This is a genomic window from Methylorubrum sp. B1-46 (genome assembly GCF_021117295.1).
Taxonomy (GTDB): Bacteria; Pseudomonadota; Alphaproteobacteria; order Rhizobiales; family Beijerinckiaceae; genus Methylobacterium.
This window is the reverse complement of sequence record NZ_CP088247.1, coordinates 3,884,128-3,909,458: the sequence shown is the minus strand read 5'-3', so window position 1 is coordinate 3,909,458 and position 25,331 is coordinate 3,884,128. Positions and strand designations below refer to the sequence as shown.

The 25,331-nt window shown below is 70.4% G+C and carries 18 protein-coding genes; 3 read left to right on the top strand and 15 right to left on the bottom strand.

All coding sequences use genetic code 11. The features are described 5' to 3' along the window. Window position 1: 1 nt before the first annotated feature. Window positions 2–1,642: a glucan biosynthesis protein D gene (locus LPC10_RS18175; RefSeq protein WP_231343824.1), complete on the bottom strand. Its 1,641-nt coding sequence runs from the start codon at window positions 1,640–1,642 to the stop codon at window positions 2–4. A gap of 261 nt (window positions 1,643–1,903) precedes the next feature. Between LPC10_RS18175 and LPC10_RS18170 the strand changes: the two genes are divergently transcribed. Further along, window positions 1,904–3,070 (top strand): dimethylmenaquinone methyltransferase, encoded by a 1,167-nt coding sequence (locus LPC10_RS18170; RefSeq protein WP_231343823.1) that lies wholly within the window; start codon window positions 1,904–1,906, stop codon window positions 3,068–3,070. Window positions 3,071–3,393: 323 nt separating this feature from the next. Here LPC10_RS18170 and LPC10_RS18165 read toward each other — a convergent pair whose 3' ends face one another. Then, window positions 3,394–3,618 carry a hypothetical protein gene (locus LPC10_RS18165; protein WP_231343822.1) on the bottom strand — a complete coding sequence of 75 codons (225 nt, stop codon included), beginning with the start codon at window positions 3,616–3,618 and terminating at the stop codon, window positions 3,394–3,396. Window positions 3,619–4,144: 526 nt separating this feature from the next. On the opposite strand from LPC10_RS18165, the gene LPC10_RS18160 reads away from it, so the two are divergent. After that, the gene (locus tag LPC10_RS18160) at window positions 4,145–5,176 is read left to right on the top strand and encodes an LLM class flavin-dependent oxidoreductase (protein ID WP_231343821.1); all 1,032 of its coding nucleotides are present in this window, start codon (window positions 4,145–4,147) and stop codon (window positions 5,174–5,176) included. Here the strand turns inward: LPC10_RS18160 and LPC10_RS18155 are convergent. The 11 genes from LPC10_RS18155 to LPC10_RS18105 form a co-directional block, all read right to left on the bottom strand. After that, window positions 5,165–5,407 (bottom strand): hypothetical protein, encoded by a 243-nt coding sequence (locus LPC10_RS18155; RefSeq protein WP_231343820.1) that lies wholly within the window; start codon window positions 5,405–5,407, stop codon window positions 5,165–5,167. The two genes, LPC10_RS18160 and LPC10_RS18155, sit on opposite strands and share 12 nt — an antisense overlap. A gap of 65 nt (window positions 5,408–5,472) precedes the next feature. Continuing rightward, complete coding sequence (locus LPC10_RS18150; protein WP_231343819.1) at window positions 5,473–6,813, bottom strand: NCS2 family permease; 1,341 nt, start codon at window positions 6,811–6,813, stop codon at window positions 5,473–5,475. Window positions 6,814–6,905: 92 nt separating this feature from the next. Beyond that, window positions 6,906–7,178: a hypothetical protein gene (locus LPC10_RS18145; RefSeq protein WP_231343818.1), complete on the bottom strand. Its 273-nt coding sequence runs from the start codon at window positions 7,176–7,178 to the stop codon at window positions 6,906–6,908. A 117-nt stretch (window positions 7,179–7,295) separates the two neighbouring features. Next, window positions 7,296–9,533, bottom strand: a complete 2,238-nt coding sequence (locus LPC10_RS18140) for a xanthine dehydrogenase family protein molybdopterin-binding subunit (RefSeq protein WP_231343817.1) — start codon at window positions 9,531–9,533, stop codon at window positions 7,296–7,298. Between the two features lie 25 nt (window positions 9,534–9,558). Next, window positions 9,559–10,533 (bottom strand): xanthine dehydrogenase family protein subunit M, encoded by a 975-nt coding sequence (locus LPC10_RS18135; RefSeq protein ID WP_231343816.1) that lies wholly within the window; start codon window positions 10,531–10,533, stop codon window positions 9,559–9,561. A gap of 14 nt (window positions 10,534–10,547) precedes the next feature. Next, window positions 10,548–11,201, bottom strand: coding sequence for an aldehyde dehydrogenase iron-sulfur subunit PaoA (paoA, locus tag LPC10_RS18130; RefSeq protein ID WP_231343815.1), 654 nt, complete (start codon window positions 11,199–11,201; stop codon window positions 10,548–10,550). Window positions 11,202–11,384: 183 nt separating this feature from the next. Continuing rightward, window positions 11,385–12,644 (bottom strand): SfnB family sulfur acquisition oxidoreductase, encoded by a 1,260-nt coding sequence (locus tag LPC10_RS18125; protein ID WP_231343814.1) that lies wholly within the window; start codon window positions 12,642–12,644, stop codon window positions 11,385–11,387. A 46-nt stretch (window positions 12,645–12,690) separates the two neighbouring features. Next, window positions 12,691–13,800, bottom strand: coding sequence for a dimethylsulfone monooxygenase SfnG (sfnG, locus tag LPC10_RS18120; RefSeq protein WP_231343813.1), 1,110 nt, complete (start codon window positions 13,798–13,800; stop codon window positions 12,691–12,693). A gap of 290 nt (window positions 13,801–14,090) precedes the next feature. Further along, window positions 14,091–16,508 (bottom strand): penicillin-binding protein 1A, encoded by a 2,418-nt coding sequence (locus LPC10_RS18115; protein ID WP_231343812.1) that lies wholly within the window; start codon window positions 16,506–16,508, stop codon window positions 14,091–14,093. 322 nt (window positions 16,509–16,830) lie between these two features. Then, entirely contained in the window at window positions 16,831–18,162 is a 1,332-nt protein-coding gene (locus LPC10_RS18110; RefSeq protein WP_231343811.1) for an N-acetylmuramoyl-L-alanine amidase, read from the bottom strand. Window positions 18,163–18,360: 198 nt separating this feature from the next. Then, a complete protein-coding gene (locus LPC10_RS18105; RefSeq protein ID WP_231343810.1) occupies window positions 18,361–18,546 on the bottom strand; it encodes a hypothetical protein in 186 nt (61 codons plus the stop codon). Between the two features lie 716 nt (window positions 18,547–19,262). On the opposite strand from LPC10_RS18105, the gene LPC10_RS18100 reads away from it, so the two are divergent. Next, window positions 19,263–22,460, top strand: coding sequence for a ribonuclease E/G (locus tag LPC10_RS18100; protein ID WP_231343809.1), 3,198 nt, complete (start codon window positions 19,263–19,265; stop codon window positions 22,458–22,460). Between the two features lie 156 nt (window positions 22,461–22,616). Here LPC10_RS18100 and LPC10_RS18095 read toward each other — a convergent pair whose 3' ends face one another. Continuing rightward, window positions 22,617–23,783 carry a pyridoxal phosphate-dependent aminotransferase gene (locus tag LPC10_RS18095; RefSeq protein WP_231343808.1) on the bottom strand — a complete coding sequence of 389 codons (1,167 nt, stop codon included), beginning with the start codon at window positions 23,781–23,783 and terminating at the stop codon, window positions 22,617–22,619. 89 nt (window positions 23,784–23,872) lie between these two features. After that, window positions 23,873–25,228 (bottom strand): OprO/OprP family phosphate-selective porin, encoded by a 1,356-nt coding sequence (locus tag LPC10_RS18090; protein ID WP_231343807.1) that lies wholly within the window; start codon window positions 25,226–25,228, stop codon window positions 23,873–23,875. Window positions 25,229–25,331: the final 103 nt, after the last annotated feature.

Genomic DNA, 25,331 nt, shown 5'->3' with positions numbered 1-25,331 from the left:
GTCAGGGCGTCCAGCGGTACAGCCACGTTTCTGTGATCTGCCGCCCTTCCGTCTTGAGGGCAAGGCGCAGTTCGGCCGCCCGCTCACTGCCGGGATCCAGCTCGAAGGCGACCCGCACGGTGCGGGTCTCCGGATGGGCGATCCAGCGGGTCGCCCCCTCGACGATCCGGCCAGGGGCGGCGATCAGCACCGTCTCGACGGGCACCATCGCGCCCTCCGCGGTGAACAGCCCGTCGCCGGTGAAATCGACGAGGAACAGGCGCCGTGGGGTGGCGCCGCCGCGACCGCTGCGGGTGCCCGTAACGCGAGCGAGCGGGTCGACCGGCGGCTCGCCGCCCCAGTTCTGCCGATAGCCGACACGGATCTCCTGACCCGCGGGCAGGGCCGCCTTCGGCCGCCAATAGGCGATGACGTTCTCGTTGATCTCCGCGTCGCTCGGGATCTCGAGGAGGGTCACGGCGCCCTCCCCCCAAAGGTTGTCGGCACCGGTCGATTCACCCGGCTCGACCCAGAGCGAGGGGCAGCGCTCCCAGGGATGGGCGTCGTCCTCGAAGGTCGCGGGGGAGCGGTCCCGCTGTATCAGGCCGAAGCCCTGCGGTCCGTTGTCGAGGAAGCCCGAGATCTGCAGCGTCTCCGGGTTGCGCACCGGGCGCCAGATCGCCTCGCCACCGCCGTTGCGGATCTGCAGGCCGCCCGCGGCGTAGACCGCGGCACGGGCATCGTCCGCACCGCGCCGGTCATGCGGGCCGAACAGGAACGGCGCCTGCATGCCGCCGAGGCCCAGATGCTCGACCGCCTTGCGGGTGACCAGGGTGGCGGTGACCGCGGCGGTCGAGGTCTCGCCGGGGCGCAGCTCCAGGCGTAGCGCCGCGGCGAGCGAGTCGGAATCGATCAGGGCGTGGATCACGAGCGGACCGTCCGGGGTCTTCGGGCGCTCCACGAACAGCGCCCGCCAGCGCGGGAATTCCTCGCCGCGCGGGTCGGCCGGGCGCAGCATCAGGGCGCGCCCGTTGACGCCGAATTCCTGGCCCTGCCCCACCAGCCGGTAGAAGCAGGCGCCCTGGAACACCGCGAAATCCTGGTGCCGCTCGCCGAACCGCGCGCGGATGCGCAGGCCGGAGAAGCCCGGCTCGGTCTCCGGCAAGGCCGCCGCGCCCGCCTCCGATCCCGCCTCGTAGTTTCCCCGCGCGTAGGTGACGGGACGGACCACGCCGTCCTCGACGAGGAACAGCGCGACCCGGTCGGTGTAGTAGAAGCCGCGCAGCAGCGGCTCGACGGCGAAGCCGTGCGGCTCGCCGCCCCAGAGCAATGCCTCGGGCCGGAGACGGATGGCCTCGTAGGCTTCCCGTGACAGGTTCTTCAGCGGGTCGGGCATGTCGTTCGCGGCCTGCGCCACGAAGGCCCGGTTGCCGAGCGCCCGGGCGAGGTCCGGCACGGTCGCATCCGAGAAGGGCGAGCCCGCCGCGGGAAGCGCCGGCGCCGCGGCCTGGGCGTCCGCCCTTCCCGGCAGCAGGGCCAGGGCGGCGCCGGCCGCGGCCCCGCCGATCAGCCGGCGGCGATCGAGACACGGGCCGAGGGAGTGCCCGAGGGCAGGGCCGGTCCGCTGCGCATCGCGGGTCGAGAGGTCGGTCGGATGCGTCATGCCTCGCCGGTTCTCACGGTGTTCTCGGGTAAAGGACGGTCGCAGATAGGATCTCAACGCCTGAACCGGGCGTTAAGGTTGCCGGGTTTGCCCGGTCGTTGCAGCGCATCGGGGCGGCGCATCGGAATCGGGGCCGAAGGCCCGTGGACCTTTCGGGGCCGGCCGGCGTAAGAGGCTCGAACCTCGCACGCCGCATCCGCGGTGCCCGCCGTCTCGCGTCCCGCGAGCCTCCTGTCCAGCCTTGAGTCGAGATTTCTGCCGATGATCGTCACGCAGATCTCCCATCACGACCTCGACGGCTACGGTGCCACGACGGTTGCCGCCGCCTTGGCCGCGGTGTCGCGGGTGGTGCATGTCGCCCGCTATTCCGATGTCGGCCCGGTGGTGGAGGACGAGCTGAAGCGCCTGCGCGGCGCGGCCGCCTCCGAGACGCTGCTGATGACCGATCTCGGGCTGGAGGAGCCGACGGTCGCCTTCCTGCGCCGCTTCGCCGCGATGAACCGCGGCCGGGCGGAGGAGGCGCGCCACCGCCTCGTGGTGCTCGACCACCACGCCTCCTCGATCGACCAGCTCAAGCGTCAGAACCTCGAGATCGGGCCCGACCCGGAGCGCGCCGGGCTGCTGCGGGCGGATCTCGGCGACCCGGACGTGTTCGTGCTCATCGACGAGGCGCATTGCGCCACGCGGATGGCGTACGACCAGCGCGCCCTCTACGCCGCCGAAAAGACGCTGCCCGAGACGCAGGCGGCCGACCTCGCGGCGCTGATCGAGGCGGTCGAGGCGCTCGACCTGTGGAAGAAGGGCGAGCCGCACTTCGCCGGCGGCCTCGCGCTGGACGAGCTGTTCTGGGACAGCGTCTCGACCCTGGTGCCGGCGGGCCACCCCTGGCACGATCGCTTCGTCTCCGACCTGCTGCTGGCGGCGGCCGGCCGGCTGCGGGCCGGGGCCACCCCGGCCGAGCTGGAGCGCCGCTCGGGCGAACTCCGCGCCGGCCTCGTCGATGCCCTGCTCGCGGACGAGCCGGATGACGACCGGACCCTGACCGCGCGCCAGCGGCTGGCCCGGGCGCTGGCGCGCTCGGAGGCGCTGTTCCACCCGCTCTCAGACGGCACGCTGCTCTCCTTCGGCCTCGATTCCGGCACCTTCCAGCGGGTCTCCGACCAAGTGATGGAGGCGGGCCGGGCCAAGCGGGTCGTCAACGTGCAGCGGGCGGGCACGCTCTCGTTCCGTTCCATCAACGGCACGGCGCTGGACGGCGCCCGCGCCTTCCGCGGCGGCGGGCACCGCGACGCCGCCGGCGGCAAGCTGCCGAACGGCAGCGCGCATTCTAGGGACGACGCGATCGCCCAGGTCGAGCCGGTGCTCAACCCCCCGCCCCCGGATCTTTCCGGCAGCCCGTTCGCCGCGCTGAAGAACTGGAAGGGCTGAGTTTTCAGGATCGAGCATCGTCCCGATCGGGCGTCGCCGGCTTCTTCGGCACCGATCTGCCGGAGGGCGCATCGCGGTGGGCTTCGAGGATCGCGTGCCGCGAGCGCCCAGCATGAGGACCGTCGTGGACGCCGGAGCGAGCTGGCCAGACAGCCTCATCGCGTTTCCGGTTGATCGCTTCGGCTTTTGCCCGACGCCGTCATCGCGAGGTGAAGCCGAAGCGATCCAGGACGCGACATCTCCGGAAAGTGCCGAGCCCTGGATTGCTTGCGCTTCGCCTCGCAATGACGAAGAGCCACCGAAGCGATCAAGCGGAGACCGTATCAAATCCTCAGGTTGAACGGCAGGTCGAACAGCGTCGAGTGATCGACGTAGCTGACCCGCAGAGTGTGCTCGCGGGCCGCGTCGCGCAGGGCGTCGGCCTCGCGCAGGGTTCGGATCATCTCGCGGGCGGCGCGGAAGGCCATGCCGCAATCGGGGCAGTCGCGCGTCTCCGTCTCACCAATCGTCCGGCCGTTCCGGCAGAGCTCGAAATGAAAGAGTGGCATCCGGCGCCGATCTCCGAGCCTCGTTCGGAGCCGCTCGTGCAAGCCTTGAGCCGGGATGGCCGATACAACGCCGTGTGGTGGAAATTTCGCTTGCCTGCCGAGCAAAGGGGCAGGCACGATGCTCTCTCGGCATGAAAAAGCCCGCCAGCTTTCGCCGACGGGCTTTTGCAGGGGCCACACTCTCGCGCGCGGTGGGAGCTGCCGCCCCGCCCTCGGACCGGCGGGGGAACTCAACCGTCCGCAGCGTTAGGGAGCCACTATCCCTGCCGATCTTGGTTGGGTGGCGTGTCCTGATCCGCATCGGCGGTGCGCGCGGTGGAGACGGTAACGCCGTGATGTCTCATGGCCGACCTCCTTGTCTCAGGGCGGCGCCGCAGCGCCGATGAGGAGAGGCTAGGACGGTTTGCGCGCCCCGCGCAAGCCCCTTTTTGCCTTGCGCCGGGCCGCCTCGCACACGATCTGTCCGGATCGAGGGGAAACAGATTTTTTGCGTCCGGGCGGGCGCGAAGTGAAGCGTGGTGCCCTGATGGCCTCCTCCCTGCCTCCCCTCTCCGTTCTCGATCTCGCCTTCATCCCGGAGGGCGCCACGCCGGGGCGGGCGCTCGCCAACAGCCTCGATCTCGCCCGGCATGCCGAAGGGCTCGGCTACCGCCGCTTCTGGCTCGCCGAGCACCACAACATGATCGGCATCGCCAGCGCCGCCACGGCGGTGGCGATCGGCCACGTCGCGGCCGGCACGACGCACATCCGCGTCGGCGCGGGCGGGATCATGCTGCCCAACCACGCGCCGCTGGTGATCGCCGAGCAGTTCGGCACGCTGGAGGCACTGTATCCCGGCCGGATCGATCTCGGGCTCGGCCGGGCGCCGGGTACGGACGGGGCGACCCTGCGGGCGCTGCGCCGCGACTACGGTTCGGCGGAGCGGTTTCCGCAGGACGTGCTCGAATTGCAGGCCCTGCTCGGCCCGGTGCGGGAAGGGCAGGCGGTCCAGGCCGTGCCGGGCGCGGGCCTCAGGGTGCCGCTCTGGATTCTCGGGTCGAGCCTGTTCGGGGCGGAACTCGCCGGCCTGCTCGGCCTGCCCTACGCCTTCGCCTCACATTTCGCGCCCGACGCGCTGCTGCCGGCGCTCGCGGCCTACCGCGCCCGTTTCCAGCCCTCCGAGCAGTTGCAGCGGCCCTACGCCATGGTCGGCATCAACGTCGTCGCGGCCGAGACGGACGGGGAGGCGCGACGCCTGTTCACCACGGCGCAGCAGCAATTCACCCGGCTGGTGCGCGGCACCCGCGGCCTGCTGCCTCCGCCGATCGACGACATCGAGGCGACTTGGAGCCCGGCGGAGAAGGCGCAGGCCTCGCGGATGCTGGCGCGCTCCCTGGTGGGCTCGCGCGAGACCGTGCGCGCCGGGCTGGAGGCGCTCGCGGCCGAGACCGGCGCCGACGAGGTGATGGTGGCCTCGGCGATCTACGACCACGGGGCGCGGCGTGCCTCCTACGCGATCCTGGCCGAGGCGCACGGCACTCTGGCGGCCCAGGCTCCGCCCGAGCGTTCAGCGGCCTGAATGCGGGACGTCCCTGGCGGCTTTCGGTGCGGGCGGCGGCGGAATCTGCGTGATGTGGCGCAGGGCGGGCGGGGTCTCCGCCGTCGCGCCGGGGCGGTGGCCGCCCTCGCCCATCACCCGCGCGACGAGGCTGCCCAGGGCGAAGCCGCCGAGGCCGAGAAGGATCGCGAGGCCGGTGCGCTTGATCATGGCCGGTGCCGTCCGGGCCCGCCGGGCGCGGACGGCGTCCATCGTGGCGCGGATTCGTTGACGGATCGTTCCGCCGCGCGCGGCGGCTCGCTTTCTCCGCGAACCGGTCAGTGCGCGCCGCCGGTCTCGACGAACTTGAACAGGAACACGGCCGCGATCACCCACACCACCGGCTTCACCTCGCGGGCGCGGCCGGTGAGCGCCTTCAGCACGGCGTAGGTGATGAAGCCGAAGGCGACGCCGTTGGCGATGGAATAGGTGAACGGCATCAGCAGCGCCGTGACGCAGGCCGGAATCACCTCGGTGAGGTCGTCCCAGTCGAGGGCGGTGAGGTCGCGCAGCATCAGGCAGGCGACGTAGAACAGGGCCGGCGCGGTGGCGTAGGCCGGCACCGAGCCGGCGAGCGGCGCGAAGAACAGGCAGGCCAGGAACAGCACGGCGACGGTGGCGGCGGTGAGCCCGGTGCGCCCGCCCTCCTCCACCCCGGCCGCGCTCTCGAGATAGGCGGTGGTGCTCGACGTACCCAGCAGCGAGCCGGTGAAGATCGCCACGGAATCGGCCATCAGCGCCCGGTCGAGCGCCGCCGAGCGCCCTGCCTCCGGCAGGAGGCCGGCGCGGCTGGCCACCGCCATCAGCGTGCCGGTGGCGTCGAACAATTCGACCAGGAACAGCACGAGGATGACGTTGAGAAGCCCTCCGGTGAGCGCGCCGGGAATGTCGAGGGCCAACAGCGTCGGGCTCAGCGAGGGCGGCGCCGAGACGATGCCTTGGAAGGCGTTGCCGGCGAAGACGAAGCTCAGGCCGGTCACCGTCAGGATGGTGAGGAGCAGCGCCGCCCGCACCCGCCGCGCCGAGAGCACCGCCACCATCAGGAAGCCGAGAGCGGCGAGCACGGTGCCGGGCTGGCGCAGGTCGCCGAGCGTCACGAAGGTGGCGGGGTTGGCCGCCACCACGCCCGCGTTCTTGAGGGCGATGATCGCCAGGAACAGGCCGATGCCGACGGTGAGCGCGATGCGCATGGAGCGCGGGATGCCCGCGACGATGATCCCGCGCAGGCCCGTCAGCGTTACGGCGAGGAAGCAGAGGCCGGAGAGGAACACCGCGCCGAGCGCCGCCTGCCACGTATAACCCATGCCTTGGACGACGACGTAGGCGAAGTAGGCGTTCAGCCCCATCCCCGGCGCCAACGCCACCGGCCAGTTGGCGACGAACGCCATCACGAGGGAGCCCAGCGCGGCGATGAGGCAGGTGGCGACGAAAACCGAGCCCTTCGGCATCCCCGCATCGGCCAGGATGCTCGGGTTGACGAAGACGATGTAGGCCATGGTGAGGAAGGTGGTCAGCCCCGCCAGCAGCTCGGTGCGGACCGTGGTGCCGTGCGCCTCCAGCTTGAACCGGCGTTCGAGCCAATGCGGCTTCGGGGCGGCCGGGTCCCGCTTCCTGTTCATCGCCGCGCTCGACCCTGTCCGTCTGAGAGGTGGTCCCTCCTCATGGCAGCCGTAGGCGATGCAGACCAGACCGGAAGATCGGCCAGGGCCGCTCAGCGAATTGCCGTCATCCCACCGCGGGCGGCCGGGCCCGACAGGGGCAGGCCGAAGCGGCCGGTGCTGGGGCTGATCGCGTTCGTGGTCCAGCGGGGATCGTGCGGGCGCGGGCGCTCGGAGGGCGGAAGCTGCTGGATCAACTGCCGGTAGCGCACCGAGGCCGCGTCATTCGGGAAGGCCTGCGCCGTCGCAGCGCCAGCAAGGGGTAGGCCGGCAAGGGGGAGGCCGCCGAGGACGAGCGCGGCGGCGAGAGGAGAACGACGGGACATGGCGTGACACTGCGTTCCGGCGGGAGCCGGTGGGAGAACGTGCTGGAAGGCTGATAGACCCTGAGATGGGCGTCCGGACCGCGATCCGCAATCCGAACCACCGTTTTCCGGTAGGCTTTAAGTCCGTCGCTGCGCTGCGCTCTCCTGATCAGTCCAGCCGTCGAGCACCTTGTCGAGGGTGAGCGGATAGTCGCGGATGCGCAGGCCCGTGGCGTTGTAGACGGCATTGGCGAGAGCCGCCCCGGCGCCACAGATGCTGACCTCGCCGAGCCCCTTGCTCTTCAGCGGGTTCGCCTTGTCGTCGAGTTCGGGCAGGAACACCGCGTCGATCGCCGGCACGTCGGCATGGGCCGGGACGTGGTACTCGGCCAGATCGTGGTTCACGAAGTGGCCGAAGCGGGTGTCGGTCTCGGCGGCCTCCATCAGCGCCGCGCCGATGCCGAAGATCATGCCGCCGATGGCCTGCGAGCGGGCGGTCTTCTGGTTGAGGATGCGTCCGCCGGTGAACACGCCGAGCATCCGCCGCAGCCGGATCTCGCCGGTGTCCGCGTCGACGCCGACCTCGGCGAAATGCGCGCCGTAGGAGTGCTGCGAGAATTTCTCCTTCATCGCGCCGGGCTTGATCTCGCCCTTGGCCTCGACGCCCTGCCTGCCGGCCAGATCCGCCAACGCCTCCGAACGGTTGCCGGACGTCACTTTGCCATCAGTGAACACGGCGCCGTCCGGGTTCATGCCGGCCGTCTGCAGCAGCGCCTGCCGGAGATTGTCGCAGGCGACGTAGAGCGCCGAGCCGGCCGAGCCCGCGCCGAACGAACCGCCGGAACCGGCCGCCTTCGGGTAGGCGGTGTCGCCGATCTCGACGCGGATGCGCTCGACCGGCAGGCCCATCATCTCGCCCGCGATCTGGGCCAGGATGGTGTAGGTGCCGGTGCCGATATCGGTCATCGCCATCCGCACGGTGAGCGTGCCGTCGGGGTTGAGGCGCACGCCCGCCTGCGAAGGCATCAGCGGGTTGAGCCGCGAGGCCGCCGCCATGCCCATGCCAACGAGCCAGCGCCCGTCGCGCGTGGCCCCGGTCGCGCCGCGCTTGTCCCAGCCGAAAAGCCGCGCGCCCTCGCGCATGCAGGCGACGAGCTGGCGGGTGGAGTATGGGACCCCCTTCTCCGGATCCTGCTCCGGCTCGTTGCGGATGCGCAGCTCGATCGGATCGATCTTCAACTGCTCCGCCAGCTCGTCCATGGCGCACTCGAAGGCGAGCTGGCCGACCGCCTCGCCCGGCGCCCGCATGGCGGAGGCGACCGGCACGTTGAGGTTCGCGAGCCGGTGCCGGGTGAGGCGGTTCTGCGCCGCGTAGAGGGAGCGGGTGACGACGGCCGAGGTCTCGTAGAACACATCCCCCGGCGCGGTGGCCGACCAGGATTCGTGGGCGATGGCCGTGAGCCGCCCGGTCTCGTCGGCACCCAGGCGAATGCGCTGGATCGTGTCGCTGCGATGGGTCGCGACGTGGAATTCCTGCTGGCGGGTCAGCGCGACCTTGACCGGGCGCTTGAGGCTCTTCGAGGCCAGCGCGGAGAGGATCGCCTCGGGCTGCGGCTGCAGCTTCGAGCCGAAGCCGCCGCCGATATAGTGCGAGACCAGCCGCACGTTCTCCGGCTTCAGCTTCAGCACCGAGGCGAGCGAGGTCTGGCCGCGGTTGAGCATCTGGTTGGCGGTGAACAGCGTGACGCGATCCCCATCGGGGCCGCTCTCCCAGGAGGCGATGGTGGCGTGCGGCTCCATCTGCGCGTGGATCTGCACCGGCGTGGTGTATTCCACGTCGAGCTTGACCGGCGCGCCGGCGAAGGCGCCGTCGAAATCGCCGAGCTTTGAATCCGGCGGCGTCTGCGCCGGCTTCGGCTCGACGGCATTCGGCCGGGCCGCCTTCAGCGAGGCTTCGGGCTTCTCGACGTCATACTCCGCCCGCACGAGGGCGGCGGCCGCGCGGGCCTGCTCGAAGCTCTGCGCCACCACGAAGGCGATGGGCTGGCCGTGGAAGCGGATCTCGGGGCCCTGCAATTGCGGGTACACCTGCTCCTTCTTCTCGCCCTGCTCCGGTACGTTCTCGTGGGTCATCACGAGTAGCACGCCCGGCGCGCGCTTGGCCGCGGCGACGTCGAGGCTACGGATGCGGCCCCGGGCAATGCCGGCCTCGACGAGGAAGCCGTAGGCCGGATTGTCCAACTCGCGGATCTCGTAGGCGTAGGGCGCGCGGCCCGTCACCTTGAGGCGCCCGTCGATGCGGTCGATCGGACGACCGACGAGCCCGTCCGGCTTGCCGTCGAGGGGCGTCGCGCCGATCGGCTGGTTCATGTCCATGGGGCGATTCCTCAGGCGCGAAAGGTCAGGCGCGAAGAGCTTCGGCGACGGTGGCGCGCAGCGTCCTGCGGGTGAGCGGGATCTTGAAGTCGTTGGAGCCCTGGCCGCGGGCGCCCTCCAGCACCCGCTCGGAAGCGGCATCCGCCGAACCGGTCTCGACCAGAGCCGCTTCCGCCGCCTCGACCCGCCAGGGCTTGTGGGCCAGCCCGCCGAAGGCGAGTTTCGCGGATTTCGGCTTGTCGCCCTCCCCCTTGGCGATGATGGCCGCCACCGACACCGTGGCGAAGGCGTAGGACGCCCGGTCGCGGACCTTGCGGTAGAGGTGCACGCCCTCGACCGGCTTCGGGAGCGTCACGGCGGTGATGAGTTCGCCGGGCTTGAGGTCGGTCTCGATCTGCGGCGTGTCGCCGGGCAGGCGGTGGAAGTCGGCGATGGGGATGCTGCGCCGCGCGCCCTGCGGGTCCACCGTCTCCACCGTCGCGTCGAGGACGCGCATGGCGACGTTCATGTCGGAAGGGTTGGTGGCGATGCAGGCCTCGCTCGCGCCCAGCACCGCCATGATCCGGTTGAACCCGCCGATGGCCGAGCAGCCCGAGCCCGGCTCGCGTTTGTTGCAGGGTTTGGTCGTGTCGTAGAAGTAGTAGCAGCGGGTCCGCTGCAGCAGGTTGCCGGCGGTGGTCGCCTTGTTGCGGAGCTGGCCCGAGGCGCCCGCGAGCAAGGCCTTGCCGAGGACCGCGTAGTCCCGGCGCACCCGCGGATGCGCGGCGAGATCGGAATTGCGCACCAGCGCGCCGATGCGCAGGCCGCCCTCCTCCGTCTCGGTGACGTCGGCCAGCGGCAGGCGGTTGACGTCGATCAGAGTCGCGGGCGTCTCGATCTGAAGCTTCATCAGGTCGAGCAGGTTGGTGCCGCCGGCGATGAAGCGGGCATCGGGCCGCTCCGTTGCGAGGCGCGCGGCGTCCTGAACCGTGGCGGGGCGCTCGTAGGCGAAAGCCTTCATGAGTCTCGCCTCCCTCAGATCTTGGTGCTGGCATCGCGGATCGCCGCGACGATGTTGGGATAGGCCGAGCAGCGGCAGATGTTACCGCTCATCCGCTCGCGGATCTCTTCGTCGCTCAAGGAGACCTTGGCCGAGAGATCATCCGTGACGTGGCTCGGCCAGCCCGCCTCAACTTCCGAAAGCATGCCGGCGGCGGAGCAGATCTGGCCCGGCGTGCAGTAGCCGCACTGGTAGCCGTCATGGTGCAGGAAGGCGGCCTGGAGCGGATGCAGCGCATCACCCTGCACCAGCCCCTCGATGGTGGTGACCTCGTCGCCCTCGTGCATGGCGGCCAGCGTCAGGCAGGCATTGATCCGCCGCCCGTTCACGAGAACCGTGCAGGCCCCGCACTGGCCGTGATCGCAGCCCTTCTTCGAGCCGGTGAGGTCGAGATGCTCGCGCAGCGCGTCGAGGAGCGTCGTGCGGGTGTCGAGGGTGAGCGCGTGCCGCTGCCCGTTGATGGTCAGCGAGACCGGCATGGTCTGCGGCTGCGGGTCGGCGGCGCCTGCCGGTGCAGCACTCGCCCGGCCGCGCAGGGAGGCGCCCAGCGTCGCCAGCGCCGCGCAGCTTCCCATCACCGTGCGGCGCGTCGGGTCGAAGCGCCGGTCTCTCGTCGAATGGTCTGTCATGCAGCCTGCCATTCCGCGCATCCGAACCGGCCGCGGCGGGCGCGACCAGTCTGGAATGGATCGAAAACTGCAGGCGGAACGCGACAGGCGTTCAGGTTGATCCGAGTGGACGCCGCGCCCCTATGGCGCAGCGCAGAGGTTGTTCCGGCCGCTCGCGCATCCCTCGGTCGCGTCCGGGGAGATCTAGCTCCAGGCGTGGAGCGGCGGGTTCACGCCGTTGAGCGCGTGGTTGCCGACGATCGCGTATTTCCAGCGCACGGGATCGTGAAGGGTGTGGGTACGGGCGTTGCGCCAGTGACGGTCGAGGTTGTGCTCGGCCAGCGTCGAGCGGGTGCCGGACAGTTCGAACAGGGTGTTCGAGGCGGCAAGCGCGACCTCGGTGGTCAGAACCTTGGCCTCGGCCGTGGCGATCTGAGCCGCGGCCACGCTGTCCGGCGTCGGATCCGTCACCGCCGCGTCGATGGCGAGTCCCGCCCGGTCGAGCAGGGCTTCCGCCGCGTGCTGGCGGATCGTCAGGTCGCCGATGGCGCGGATGGTGTAGGGATCGTCCGAGGCCCGCTCTCCCCCGCTGTCGATCCAGGGCCGCGCCTTCTCGCGCACGAAGTCGATGGTGTCGTCGAGCGCCGCGCGCCCGATCCCGGCATCGACCGCGGCCTGGATGATCTGGAAGATCGCACCGTCCGCCCGCGGCGCCTCGTAGGCGCGGTAGCCTGGCACGAGGTGGGATTTTTCGACCCGCACGTCCTCGATGATGACGGTGCCGCTCGCCGTGCCCCGCTGGCCGAAGGCCGACCAGTCGTCGATCACGGTGAGGCCGGCTGCGTCGCGCTCAGCGATGGCGTACCAGGCACGGCCCTGATCATCGAGCGCGACGATCGGCACGAGATGGGCGAGGAGCGCGCCGGACGCGTAGAACTTCTGGCCGCGCACGACGACGTGGTCGCCGTGATCGGTGAAGCGGGTCTCGAACTCCGCGGCGCGCTTGGTGCCCTTTTCCGAGAAGGCGTTGCCGAAGCGGGTGCCCTTCAGGACTTCGGCGAAGAGCCGCTTCTGCTGTTCGGGGTCGGACACGGTGCGGATCGCCGCGACGATGCCGAGATGGTTCTGGGCGATCTGGGCGATCGAGGGGTCGGCGGCGGCGATGATCGCGATTACCTGCGCCAGCGTCCGGTAGGAGACCTCCGGCCCGCCATAGGCCCGCGGCACGTTGATCGACCACAGGCCGCTTTGCGAGAAGGCGTCGAGTTCGGCCAGCGGACGGGCATTGGTGCGGTCGCGCTCGGACGCACCCTCGCGAAAATCTTTCGCCAGGTCGTGAGCGATGCGGATCGCCTCGGCGTCGTCGCGCACGATGTGGGCCGGGGTCGAGGGACGCGCAGGCCCCGGCACGCCCTGCGGCCGGCTGCCGGCCTCGGCCGTGGTGGGGCTGACGGCGATGGTCATGGAGCGGTCTCCGATGATGGGGGATGCACGACTGATGGCGTGAGGATCAGGCCGCCTCGGCCCGGCGCTCGCGGGCGGCTTCCAGCGCGCGGACCCGGGGGATCACCTGCTCGCCGAAATACTGCACCTCCTCCTGGAAATGCAGGAAGGCGAGCAGCGCGAGGTCGGCGCCGGCCTCCTTGAGCGCGAGGATGCGCTCGGCGATCTGATCCGGCGTGCCGATCAGGTTGGTCTTGAAGCCGTCGTTGTACTGGACGAGATCGTTGAAGGTCGATTTCGCCCAGTTGCCCTCACCCTCGGGCGAGGCCGCGCCGGCATTCTTCGCCTCGTGGCCGAAGGCCTTCACCGCCTCCGGATCGGCGTTGGCGATGATCTCCTGCAGCACGGCGCGGGCTTCCTCCTCCGTGTCGCGGGCGATCACGAAGGCGTTGACCCCGACCTTCACCGAATGACCGTTCGCAGTCGCCTTGGCGCGGAGATCCTCGACCTGTGCCCGCACCCCGTCGGGCGTGTTGCCATTCGTAAAATACCAATCGGAGACGCGGGCCGCCATGTCGCGGGCCGCGCGCGAGGAGCCGCCCTGGAAGATCTCCGGCAGGTTCGGCCCGGGCTTCGGCTTCAGGGTGTAGTTCGTGTAGCGGTAGAAATCGCCGCGGAAGCTGAAATCGTCCTGGGTCCAGATTCCGCGCAAGGACCGGATGAACTCCTCCGAGCGGCGGTAGCGCTCGTCGTGGTCGAGCCAGGGCTCGCCGATCGCCCGGAACTCGCCGGAGAACCAGCCCGAGACGATGTTGACGGCGATGCGCCCCTCGGTGAGCCTGGCGATGGTCGCGATCTGCTTGGCGGCGAGCGTCGGGTTCCAGGGCCCCGGCAGGATCGCGGCGATCACCGTCAGCCGCGTCGTGGCGGCGGCGAGCGCGTGGCTGAAGGCGACCGATTCGTGCTGGTACTCGGCGCCGTAGCCGGCGGTGAAGCGGATCTGCGTCAGGGCGTAGTCGAAGCCCGACGCCTCCGCGATCTGCGCGAGCCGGCGATTGTAGTCCGCGTCCCAGCTCGTGCGCTGCTCGATCCGGCTGATGACGAGGCCGCCCGAGACGTTGGGCACCCAGTAGGCGAAGCGGATCGGCTCGGATGAGGATGCATTCCGGACGGGCATGGTGGCGCGGTGCTCGCTTTGAGAAGCATTGATCTGTAGCGGTTCGAGGTGATGACAGTTTTGTCTGCAACATCATCTCGTTGTGTCGGATCATTGCTGCGGAACAACGCGTCGTCAAAGGAATGATCGGGCGTTTTTTCAGCTCATTGCGAAAGCTCGTTCTTCGCCGTGCCGCGGCCGGGCGAAGATCGTTTTCGTTGAATACGATCCACCATCCCGGCGTCCCCGAAACGAAAAGAGCCGCCCCGGTCGGGGCGGCTCTCTGTCGATCGCGGATCGTGAGGGGGGCTTCAGTACACCCCGCCGGCCTGGGCGGCGGCGCCGGCATCCGGCGGCGGCGCGGCGGGGGCGGACGGGGCGACGTAGGCGTCCGGGGGGGCGGTGCCGGGCTTGAACGCCTCGAGGATGGTGCCGCCGCCCTCACCCGAGCCGGCGCGGGTGCCGGAGGAAGCGTTGACGCGAATCAGCTTGATCCCCGGCGGCACGCGGAACGGGGTCGGCGGCTTGTCCTTGAGCGCCACCTTCAGGAAGTCGAGGACGATCGGGGCGGCCAGCCCGCCGCCGGTGGCCCGGTCGCCCAGCGAGCGCGGCTTGTCGAAGCCGAGATAGACGCCCACCGCGAGATCGGGGGAGAAGCCCACGAACCACGCATCCTTGGCGTCGTTGGTCGTGCCGGTCTTGCCGGCGAGCGGCTTGCCGATCTGCTTCAGGATGGTCGCGGTGCCGCGCTGGACCACGCCCTCCATGATCGAGACCATCTGGTAGGCGGTGAGCGGGTCGAGCACCTGCTCGGACTCGTCCACGAGTTTCGGCTCGTCCTGGCCCGACCACTTCTCGGCGTCGCAGCCGACGCATTTGCGGTTGTCGTGGCGGTAGATCGTCTCGCCGGTGCGGTCCTGGATGCGGTCGATCAGCGTCGGGCGGATGCGCCGCCCGCCATTGGCCAGCATCGAGTAGGCGGTGACCATGCGCATCACCGTGGTCTCGCCGGCGCCCAGCGACATCGGCAGGACGGGGAGCAGGTCGTCGTAGACGCCGAACCGACGGGAATACTCGGCGATCAGCGGCATTCCGATGTCTTTGGCCAGCCGCACCGTCATCAGATTCTTCGAGTGCTCGATGCCGTAGCGCAGGGTGTGCGGGCCGCCGGACTTGCCGTCGTAGTTCGAGGGCGACCACGCCTCCTGGCCGGGGCCGGCCTCGATGGTGATCGGTGAATCGAGCACCACCGAGGACGGGGTGTAGCCGTTGTCGAGCGCCGCCGAGTAGACGAGCGGCTTGAACGAGGAGCCGGGCTGGCGCATCGCCTGGGTGGCGCGGTTGAACTCGGATTCCTCGTAGGAGAAGCCGCCGACCATGGCGTGGACGCGGCCCGTATACGGGTCCATCGCAACGATGGCGCCCGACACCTCGGGCTTCTGGCGCAGGCGGTAGGTGCTCTTGGCCGGATCGAGCGGCTCGACATAGACCACGTCGCCGACCTTCAGCGCGGTGGCGACCGGGCGGCCGGTCCATTTCACGCCTTCCGCGGTGACCGCACCGGTCTCGCGCTCCTTCGAGAGGGCGCCGCCGGGCTCGCGCTTGGGCTGGAGGCCGACCTGGGCGACGCCGCCATTGGTGTTCAAGACCACCGCGAGCCGCCAGGGAGCGATGTCGCCGAGTGCCGGCAATTCGGCGATGGCCTGGCCCCAATCGCGGCCGGTCAGGTCCACCTTGTGCTCGGCGCCGCGCCAGCCGCGGGCCTGATCGTAGCGCACGAGGCCGTCGATGAGCGCCTTGCGGGCGAGCGCCTGCATCTTCGGATCGAGGGTGGCGCGCACCGAGAGGCCGCCCTCGTAGAGCTTGCTCTGGCCGTAGCGCTCGGAGATCTCGCGGCGCACCTCTTCGGTGAAGTAGTTGGCATTGGCCGCGTTGGCGAAGGCGACGCGCGGGTTCACGCCGAGCGGCTGCTTCTTGGCCTCGGTGCCCTCCTCGGCGGTGATGTAGCCGTTCTGGGCCATCAGGCCGATGATCTCGTTGCGCCGCGCCAGCGCCGCCTGGGTCTTGCGGTAGGGATGGTAGTTGTTCGGACCCTTCGGGAGCGCGGCGAGATAGGCCGCCTCGTTGATCGTCAGCTCGTGAACCGACTTTCCGAAGTAATCCAGCGCCGCCGCCGCCACGCCATGGAGGTTGCGGCCCGGAACGATGGTCCCCAAAAAAATCTCGTTGAGGTAGAGTTCGAGGATCTTGTCCTTCGAGTAGGTCGACTCGATCCGCAGCGCGATCAGCGCTTCCTTGATCTTGCGGTCGTAGGTCTGCTCGTTCGAGAGCAGGAAGTTCTTGGCCACCTGCTGGGTGATGGTCGAGGCGCCCTGCTTCTTCCCGGACTGGGCGTTGGTGAGGATCGCGCGGACGATGCCCTCGGGGTCGATGCCGCCGTGCTTGTAGAAGTTCTTGTCCTCGGCCGAGAGGAAAGCGGCGACCACGATCTTCGGCATCGCCTGGATCGGCAGGTAGAGGCGCCGCTCGTGGGCGTACTCGGCCAGCAGCGAGCCGTCGGCGGCGTGGACGCGGGTCATCACCGGCGGCTCGTAATTGGCGAGCGCGGCGTGGTCGGGCAGATCCTGGCTGTACTTCCAGTAGAAGAACGCGCCCACCGCCGCGGCGATGCAGAACACCACCGCGCCGGCCGAGAACAGGAAGGCGAAGAATCGCAGGATGAAACGCATCCGGGGTCCGTTCCGTCGCTCGTCCGCTGCGTGCCGATGGGCCGGCGCGAGGGCCTGCCGCGGGCTCTGGTGAGGCCCCGCGCGGCCGCGCCTCGTGTCAGGCGGACGGGGGGGCTCGTCGAGCCCCGTATCGACACCGGCTCTATGGTGAAACTGGGGCGATCGAGGGGATCTCCCGAAAGCGATCCCTTGGGTTCAGTCAGCCTCAGTCGCCGTCGCCCGCTTCCGCGGAAGACCTCGGCCCCTCGGGCTTTCGCTCCGCTCGACGCCTCGTCAAAGGCCGCGGCACCGCTCTTCGCGCTGGGGAACCGTGCCCGGCCCCTCAGGGCCGGAGCGCGATCGCGCTTTTTCCGTTCTCGGCGGAGCGCGCTCCGGTCGGCGCTGGCCGCGAGAGGGTGGCCCGACCGGAGAAGAACAGGTCCACGGCCTTGGCCATCGATCCCGTCACCCGGGCGCGCCACTCCTCCGATTGCAGCTTCTCGAGATCGCTCTTGCTCGACAGGTAGCCGAGTTCGATCAGCACCGAGGGCACGTCGGGGGAGCGCAGCACCTTGAAGCCGGCCTCGCGGTGCGGCTTCGTGCTCATCTCCATCACCGGCGAGAGCTGGCCCATCAGCCGGCCGGCAAAGCCCGCCGAGAAGCCGCGGGTCTCGCGGAGCGTCAGTTCCTGGAGGATGTCGGCGACATCGGCCGGCCCCTCGCCGGATTCGGTGCCGGCGGCGGCATCCGCTCGGTTCTCGCGCTCGGCGAGCCGGGCGGACTCGCTGTCGGTCGCCTTCTCCGAGCCCGTGTAGATCGTGGCACCCTTCACCTGCGGCGCGGCCGAGATCGAGTCGGCATGGATCGAGATGAACAGGTCGGCCTTGGCCTCGCGGGCGATGCGCACCCGCTCGGCCAGCGGCACGAACACGTCGCGGTCGCGGGTCATCACCAGGCGGTAGCGGCCCGACTGTTCCAGCCGCTCGGCGAAGGATTGGGCGAAGCCGAACACGATGTCCTTCTCGAACACCCCCGTGGCGGCGATGGCGCCGGGATCGGTGCCGCCATGGCCCGCATCGATGACGATGAGCGGGCGGGTGTCGGCGGCCTCGCTCGTCGACGCGGCCTTGGGTGCCGCCTTGGCGGCGGCCGCTGGGCTCGGATCGCCCGCCACCGCCGCCTTGCGGAAGGTGTCGCGATCGACCTTGCGGAAGGGAATCGAGACGAGCACCGCGCCCTCGCGGGTCTTGACCGTCTCCACGGCCTCGACCACGGCGGGGCCGGTGAGATCGACCACGATGCGCGAGCGGCCCGGCGCGAACAGGCCGTAGCGGAACGAGGCGATGGCGCCGTCCCGCTTGCGCCCGCTCAGCTTGCCCGTCTCCCCATCGAGCTGGAAATTGACCTCGGGCAGATCGATCACCGCCCGGTCCGGCCGCTCCATCACGAAGGCGCGCGCCTCGATCGCCTTCGACAGGGTGAGGGTGAGCCGCGTGGTACCGTCCCGGCTCGCGGTCTCGGCGGCGATCGCCACCGCCGCGCCGTTGCCTTGCGGGCCGCTGCTTTGTGGGCCGTCCTGGGCCGTCGCAGGGCCGAACGCCAAGAGCGCGCCCCCCAGGAGTGAGAGGGCGGCGACGGGGCGGAGAAGTCCGGGCAGGCGGGTGCTGTGCGGCATCGGTCGGCCAAGGTTCCGGGGAGCCTCCGATACGGGATACGGCCGAGATGGTTAACCGTTCCTCACCGCGTCGATCGCGGTCCCGGTGACGCTGTTGTGCAAGAGCGACACCATGGAGCGACCCCGCTGGTAGCCGTGGCGCGTCCTATCCTCCCCTCCCCCTTCAGGATGAGGGCGGCGGATGGGATGGCCGGCGCGTCAGGCGCGGCTGTCGGGTGCCTCCCGTTCGGCCGCCTCGCCGTCGGGCATCGCCCAGGCCCGCCGCCAGACCGCATGTGCCTCCGAGCCCTCCGGGTGCGGGTTGGCGCTGTCCGGGTCGCCCCGGTAACGGGCCTCACGCCCTTCCTTCGCCACCGAGGCGAGCGATTGTTCCGGAGCCGACACCGCGAAGCCCTCCCCTGCCGCCCGGCGGTGCCGGCGGCTCTCGCCTGCTTCAAGCCTGCAGAGCGGTATCCGGTTCACGAAGACGGCACGAGCGTCACTGCGCTCCCATTGCGCCCACGCGCTCCTATGCGCTCCCTTGCACTCCCCTGACGAAGTGCCGAGGGCCGTCATACGGAACCCTTGCAATTCTCCCGCGACACTCTGTAATGATATCGACCCCATTCCCGGGTTGGCGCTTCGGCGGCCCTCGGGCGCGCCCGGGGCATGTCGGCGCCCACCTCGCTCGTATTGGCAGCGTCAGTCGGCGCCTCCCGGCATCCGGGCGGGTGTTACGGCATTCGCGGCCTCCCGATCATTCCGGGGCGGTCGCGCCCATGAAATCTGTACGGGCCGCTCAACCGGCCCACCATCTTCGCGAGGCCGGATCAGGATGGGAGGACGCACAGCATCGGTTGCCGCTGCTCGTGCCGAAGGCGCGCGGTTTTCGCGTCGCCTCGCCCCTTCCGTCTCCCCGGCCCTGTTCAACCCCCAGCGCGCCGATGCCCGGCGCCAGAAGGCGGTTGACGGCAATCCCCTCCCCGCATCCTCCGCGACCTCGGTGACGAGGCCGGCACGCGCCCCTTTCCTTCCGGCCCGTAGGCCGGGGGCGGCGCCGCCGGGACCAAGCGGCGCGAGCGTGAGGAGAACGACGTCGGCCGCCATGTCGAAAGCACGTCATGGCCAACAACAAGATGCTCATCGATGCGATGCATCCGGAGGAGACCCGGGTCGTCACGGTCCAAGGCTCGCGGGTCGAGGAATTTGATTTCGAGGCGGCTAACCGCCGGCCTCTGAGGGGCAACATCTATCTCGCCAAGGTCACCCGCGTGGAGCCCTCGCTCCAGGCGGCCTTCGTCGAGTACGGCGGCAACCGCCACGGCTTCCTCGCCTTCAACGAGATCCACCCCGACTACTACCAGATCCCGATGGCCGACCGCCTCGCGCTGATCGAGGCCGAGGCGCGCGAGGAGGAGGAGCACCGCGAGCGCGAGGAGCGCCGTCCCCCGCGCGGCCGCCGTTCGCGCGGGCGCCGGGCCGAGGCCCGCGGCGCCCGCAGCGGCGACACGGTGAAGTCGCAGGAGGCGGTCTCGGAGACCGTGTCCGAGGAAGATGCCATTCCCGGCGAGGGCCAGGCCGCCGACGCGCCGACGCCGGAGGCGATCGAGGCGGTGCGCGCCGCCCTCGTCGAGGAGCGGCCCGAGGGCGACGAGGCCCCTGCGGCGGTCGAGCCCGGTGGCGACGCCTCGGCGAGCCTGCCCGAGGCCGCGCTGGAGCCCGGCGCGCCCGCCGGCGACGCGCCGGCCGACACGTCTGCCGAAGGGGCGGTCGAAGGATCGGCCGAGGCCGAGTCGCCGACCGCGGTCGAGCCCTCCGACATCGCCGCGATCTCCGAGGCGCCGAACCCGCCCGTCGAGGCGGAAGCCTCCGACGCCGCGTCCGCCGAGGCGGAGACGGTCGAGCCGCAGCCCGTCGGCGCCACGGCACCGGTCTCCGAGGCCGAGCAGGCCGAAGCGGAGTCCGACGATGATACCCAGGACTCGGACGCCGAGGATTCGGACGACGAGGACTCGGACGATGAGGATTCCGAGGACGACGAGTCCGACGATGACGAGGATGAGGACGACGACGAGTCCGATGACGAGGATTCGGACGACGAGGAAGAGGACGAGGAGTCCGAGGACGGCGAGCGCCGGGTCGCGCAGGTCGGCGGTTCGGGCGACGCGCTCGCCGAGATCCCCGAGCGCCCGCGTGCCTATCGCCGTCACTACAAGATCCAGGAGGTGATCAAGCGCCGCCAGATCATCCTCGTTCAGGTCGTCAAGGAGGAGCGCGGCACCAAGGGCGCGGCGCTCACCACCTACCTGTCGCTCGCCGGCCGCTACTCGGTGCTGATGCCCAATACCGGTCGCGGCGGCGGCATCTCCCGCAAGATCACCTCGGCCGCCGACCGCAAGCGCCTGAAGGAGGTCGTGGCCGATCTCGACGTGCCGGAGGGGATGGGGATCATCCTGCGCACGGCCGGCGCCTCGCGCACCAAGCCCGAGATCAAGCGCGACTTCGAGTACCTGATGCGCCTGTGGGAGAGCGTGCGCGAGCTGACGCTGTCCTCCACCGCCCCGGCGCTGGTCTACGAGGAGGGCTCGCTGATCAAGCGGGCGATCCGCGACCTCTACAACAAGGATCTCGACGAGGTTCTGGTCTCCGGCGAGGACGCCTACCGCGAGGCCAAGGACTTCATGCGGATGCTGATGCCCGGCCAGTCGAAGGTGGTGAAACCCTACCGTGACCCGACGCCGATCTTCGCCCGCTACGGCGTTGAGCAGCAGCTCGACGCGATGTTCTCGACCCATGTGGCGCTTCGCTCGGGCGGCTACCTCGTCATCAACCCGACCGAGGCGCTGGTCTCGATCGACGTGAACTCGGGCCGCGCGACGCGTGAGCACGACATCGAGGACACCGCGCTCAAGACGAACCTCGAGGCGGCGGAGGAAGTCGCCCGCCAAGTGCGCCTGCGCGACCTCGCCGGCCTAGTCGTGATCGACTTCATCGACATGGAGGAGAAGCGCAACAATCGGGCGGTGGAGAAGCGCCTGAACGAGGCGCTCAAGAACGACCGGGCGCGCATCCAGGTCGGGCGGATCTCGCCCTTCGGCTTGCTTGAGATGAGCCGCCAGCGCATCCGCACCGGCGTGCTCGAATCGTCGTCCATCCCCTGCGCCCATTGCGGCGGCTCGGGCTTCGTGCGGGCGACCTCCTCGGTGGCGCTGCATATCCTGCGCTCGATCGAGGAGGGGCTGCTCAAGTCGGCGAGCCACAACGTCGTGCTGCGCACCCGCACCGAGACGGCGCTCTACATTCTCAACCAGAAGCGGGCGCATCTCTACGATCTGGAGCAGCGCTTCCAGGTGGCGATCACCATCTCCGCCGACGACCGGCTCGTGGCGACTTCGGCCTTCCAGCTCGAACGCGGTGAGCCGGCGGTGAAGCACGAGGGCCCGGTGACGGGCGTGCGCGCCGTGGCGATCTCGCCGGTCTACGAGGCCGAGGAATTCGAGGACGACGTCGTCGAGACCGAGGAGGGCGAGGAGGCCGAGATCGCGGCCGAAGCCGAGACCGAGACGGAGGGCACCGCCGAGGAGCGCTCGGCCGCCGACGCCTCCGAGGACGGCGGCGGACGCCGCCGCCGCCGTCGCCGCCGTCGTGGCGGGCGCTCCTCCGGCGAGGGCGAGGCCCGCGCGCGGCAGGACAACGGCGACGACAACGAGGACGAGGCCGGCGACGACAACGGAGCCGAGAGCGAGGACGGCGACGAGGCCCCCGAATCCGAGGCGCATGTTGACGAAGCGGCCGTCGGCACCGCCGCCGAGCGGGACGAGGCCGCCTCGGAGGCTGCCGAGGCTGGCGACGATGACGGCAACGGACGCCGCCGCCGCCGCGGGCGCCGGGGCGGCCGCGGCCGTGGCCGGACCGAGCGCAACGGTTCCTCGGACACGGATCAGGATTCCGAGGCCGACGAGGCCCGGTCGGCGGACGCCTCCGAGACCGTCTCCGAGGCGCATCCTGAGGAGACCGCCTCCGACGCCCTTCCGGTCGGCCCCGAGGAGCCGGTCAGCGACGCCGACGTGACCACGGTCTCGCTCGCCGCCGAGAACGGCAGCGCCGCCGAGCGGCCTCCGGTCGCTCCCGCGCCGGAAGTCGAGCCGATCCGGGCGGATGCCGTCGCGGAGGCCGCGACCGAGGCGGCGGCCCCCGTCCCGGCGGCGCCGGAGCCGGCGCCCGAGCCCGTCGCGGTGGTGCTGACCCCGCCCGATCCGAACCGCCCGAAGCGGGCCGGCTGGTGGTCGCGCACCAAGGCGGCGCTCGGCGGGGAGTAACCCCCGACCGAGGATCCGTTCAAATCCCTCTCCCCTCCGTGGGAGAGGGCATGTGCGGACTAGGCGGGTGATCCCGTTCCCGACCCTCGCTCACGCGAGGGCCGCCCTTCCCCCACAGGGGGAAGGGATCGCTGCGCCGCAGGGCTTTGCGTCCGGTCAGGAGCCCAGCCACCCCTTCAGCCGCGTAACCGCCTCGGCGCAATCCACCTGCGAGCCGGCGAAGGAGAAGCGGATGTGGTGGCCGCCCTCCTCCGGGTCGAAATCGAGGCCGGGTGTGGCGGCCACCCCGGCCTCGTCGAGCATGCGCCGGCAGAAGGCGCCGGCATCGTCCGTCAAGCGAGCCATGTCGGCGTAGAGGTAGAAGGCGCCGTCCACCGGGTGGATGCCGGTGAAGCCGAGAGGCGGCAGCGCATCGAGGAGCAGGGCGCGGTTCCGCGCGTAGCCGTCGCGGATCGCCACGATCTCGTCGAGCGTGTCGAAGGCGGCCAGTGCCGCGATCTGCGAGAGATAGGGCGCCGAGATATAGAGGTTCTGCGCCAGCCGCTCGATCCCGCGCACGAGGGCGTCGGGCACGACCATCCAGCCGACCCGCCAGCCGGTCATGCAGTAGAATTTCGAGAACGAGTTGATGACGACGGCAGCGTCGTCGAATTGCAGGGCGGTGGCCGTCGGCACGCCGTAGCTGAGCCCGTGATAGATCTCGTCCGAGATGAAGGGCAGGCGCAAGGACCGCGCGGTGGCACAGAGTTCGGCGAGGCGGGCCGGCGCGATCACCGTGCCGGAGGGGTTGGCCGGGCTCATCACCAGCAGGCCCGAGAGCCGCTCCGCTGCGTGGACCGCGCGCACCAGCGCCGGGGTCGGGGCGTAGCGGTCCTCGGCGCGCAGGGTCAGCGGCTGCGGGATCAGGTCAAGGGCGCGCAGGATGCCGTCATAGGCCGGGTAGCCGGGGCGCGGCACGCCGATCCGCGCGCCGGCATCGAACAGGGCGAGGAAGGCGAGCACGAAGCCGGCCGACGAGCCCGTCGTCACCACCACCCGCTCGGGGGAAAGGCGGACACCGTAGGTCTCGGCGTAGTGCCGGGCGATGCGCTCGCGCAAAGCGGGCAGCCCGAGCGCCTCGGTATAAGGGATGCGCCCGTCGGCGAGCGCGGCTTGCGCCGCCGCGATCACCGCGCGGGGCGCCGGCGCCGAGGGCTGGCCGACCTCCATGTGGACGACGCCCTCCCCGCGCCGCTCGCGGGCGCCGGCGGCGGCCATCACGTCCATCGCCAGGAAGGGGGCGACGGCCTGCGCACGGCGCGAGAGGGCGGGATCGGGGCTCACGGCGGGCTCCTCACGGGAGAAGTGGGACAGGGCTGCAGGTAGACCCTGACGCCAGCCCGCTCAACCGCGAGGGTCGCCGCCTGCCCCGCCTACCAGTAGAGCTGCGCCCGGCCGATGAAGACGTCCGCATCGACGGTGCGGCGGCCGAAATTCAGCGCCGCCGCCGACGGCTCGGCGTGGGAGCGGATGTAGTCGAAGACGAAGCGGATGTTGGGCTCGGGATACCAGTTCACGCCCGCGGTGAAGTCGTGCTCGATGCCGCCGCGGATCTCGCGGGATTCGAGGTCGATGGCGCTGTAGCGAAGTCCGAGTTCGAACACGCCGGTGCCGCCGCGGCTGACCCGCTGGCCCTCCTCGACGGTGATGCCGGTGAAGACGCCGTACTCGCTGCCGTAAGTCGGGGCGACCCGGTAGGGCCGGCCCTTCCGGTCGAGCACCACCGAGGCCTGGATGTAGCCGCCCTGGAAGAACAGCGGCGGGCGCCCGTCGCGGCGCTCGATATTGGTGAGGATGTACTCGCCCTGGAGCCGGAACGGTCCCTGCTGCCACGCCGCCTCGAACCCGGCGCGGCCGATCGCCGTGGCGTTGCGGATCGTCCGGGTATCCACCAGCGGGCGGGCGAACAGGAACGCTTCCGAGCGGCTCGACAGGCCGGGGCTGCTGGTGTCGTCGCCGAGGGTCCGGTAGCTGCCGGCCAGCCCGAGATGCACGACGTCGTTCCTGTTCTCGGAGAGCCACGGCGTGTAGGTCACGCGGGTGGTCGAGGCGATGCCGTTGTTCTGGATGCCGGTGCTGATGTTGCCGCCGAACACACCTGTCACCGCCGTCCAGTTTGCGCCGTGGGTGCCGATGGCGGTGCCGAAGTTGCGTGCCGGCGCGAAGGCGTCGGCCTGGGAGCGCTCGGTGAACTGGCTGACGTTGTCGCTGATGAGCTGATCGAGGCTGAACGGCTCCTTGAAGTTGCCGTGGGTGATGATGACGTCCTTGAAGCCCTTGTAGGCGACGATGGCGTCGCTCACCGGCACCCGCGGCTCGTTGACGTCGTACTGGAAGGCGAACTCGAAATTCTTGAGGCTGTAATAGGTCTCGATCCAGGCCCGGCGGATCGCCGCCGGCTCTTCGAAGGCCGGGCCGAAGCCGCGCTGCTGCACCCGCCCCGCGCCGAAATCGGCCTGAAGCCGGCCGCCGACGCGGAATTTGCTGCCGTCCTCGAAGCGCGCCGTGATGCCCTTCTCGTCGAGGGTGATCGGCGGCTTGTCCGCGTCGGCCTTCGCCCCGAACGGCTCCCGCTTCGGCTCGCCTTTGCCGGGCCGGCTCTCGGCGGCGTGCCTCCTCGGCCGCTCCTCGGCGATCGCCGCCGTGCCGCCGAGGCAGACCAGGGATAGGGCCAGGGATAGGATCGGGGCGCAGACCGGGGGGCGTGACCATCGTCGGGATGAAGACATGCACAAGTCCCTCGAAGGCGATCCCTCCTTAACTTATGATGGCTTCCATGACCGTCGTACGACGAGGGTGCGATCGGGGCATGCAAGCCACGAAGAAGCAGGC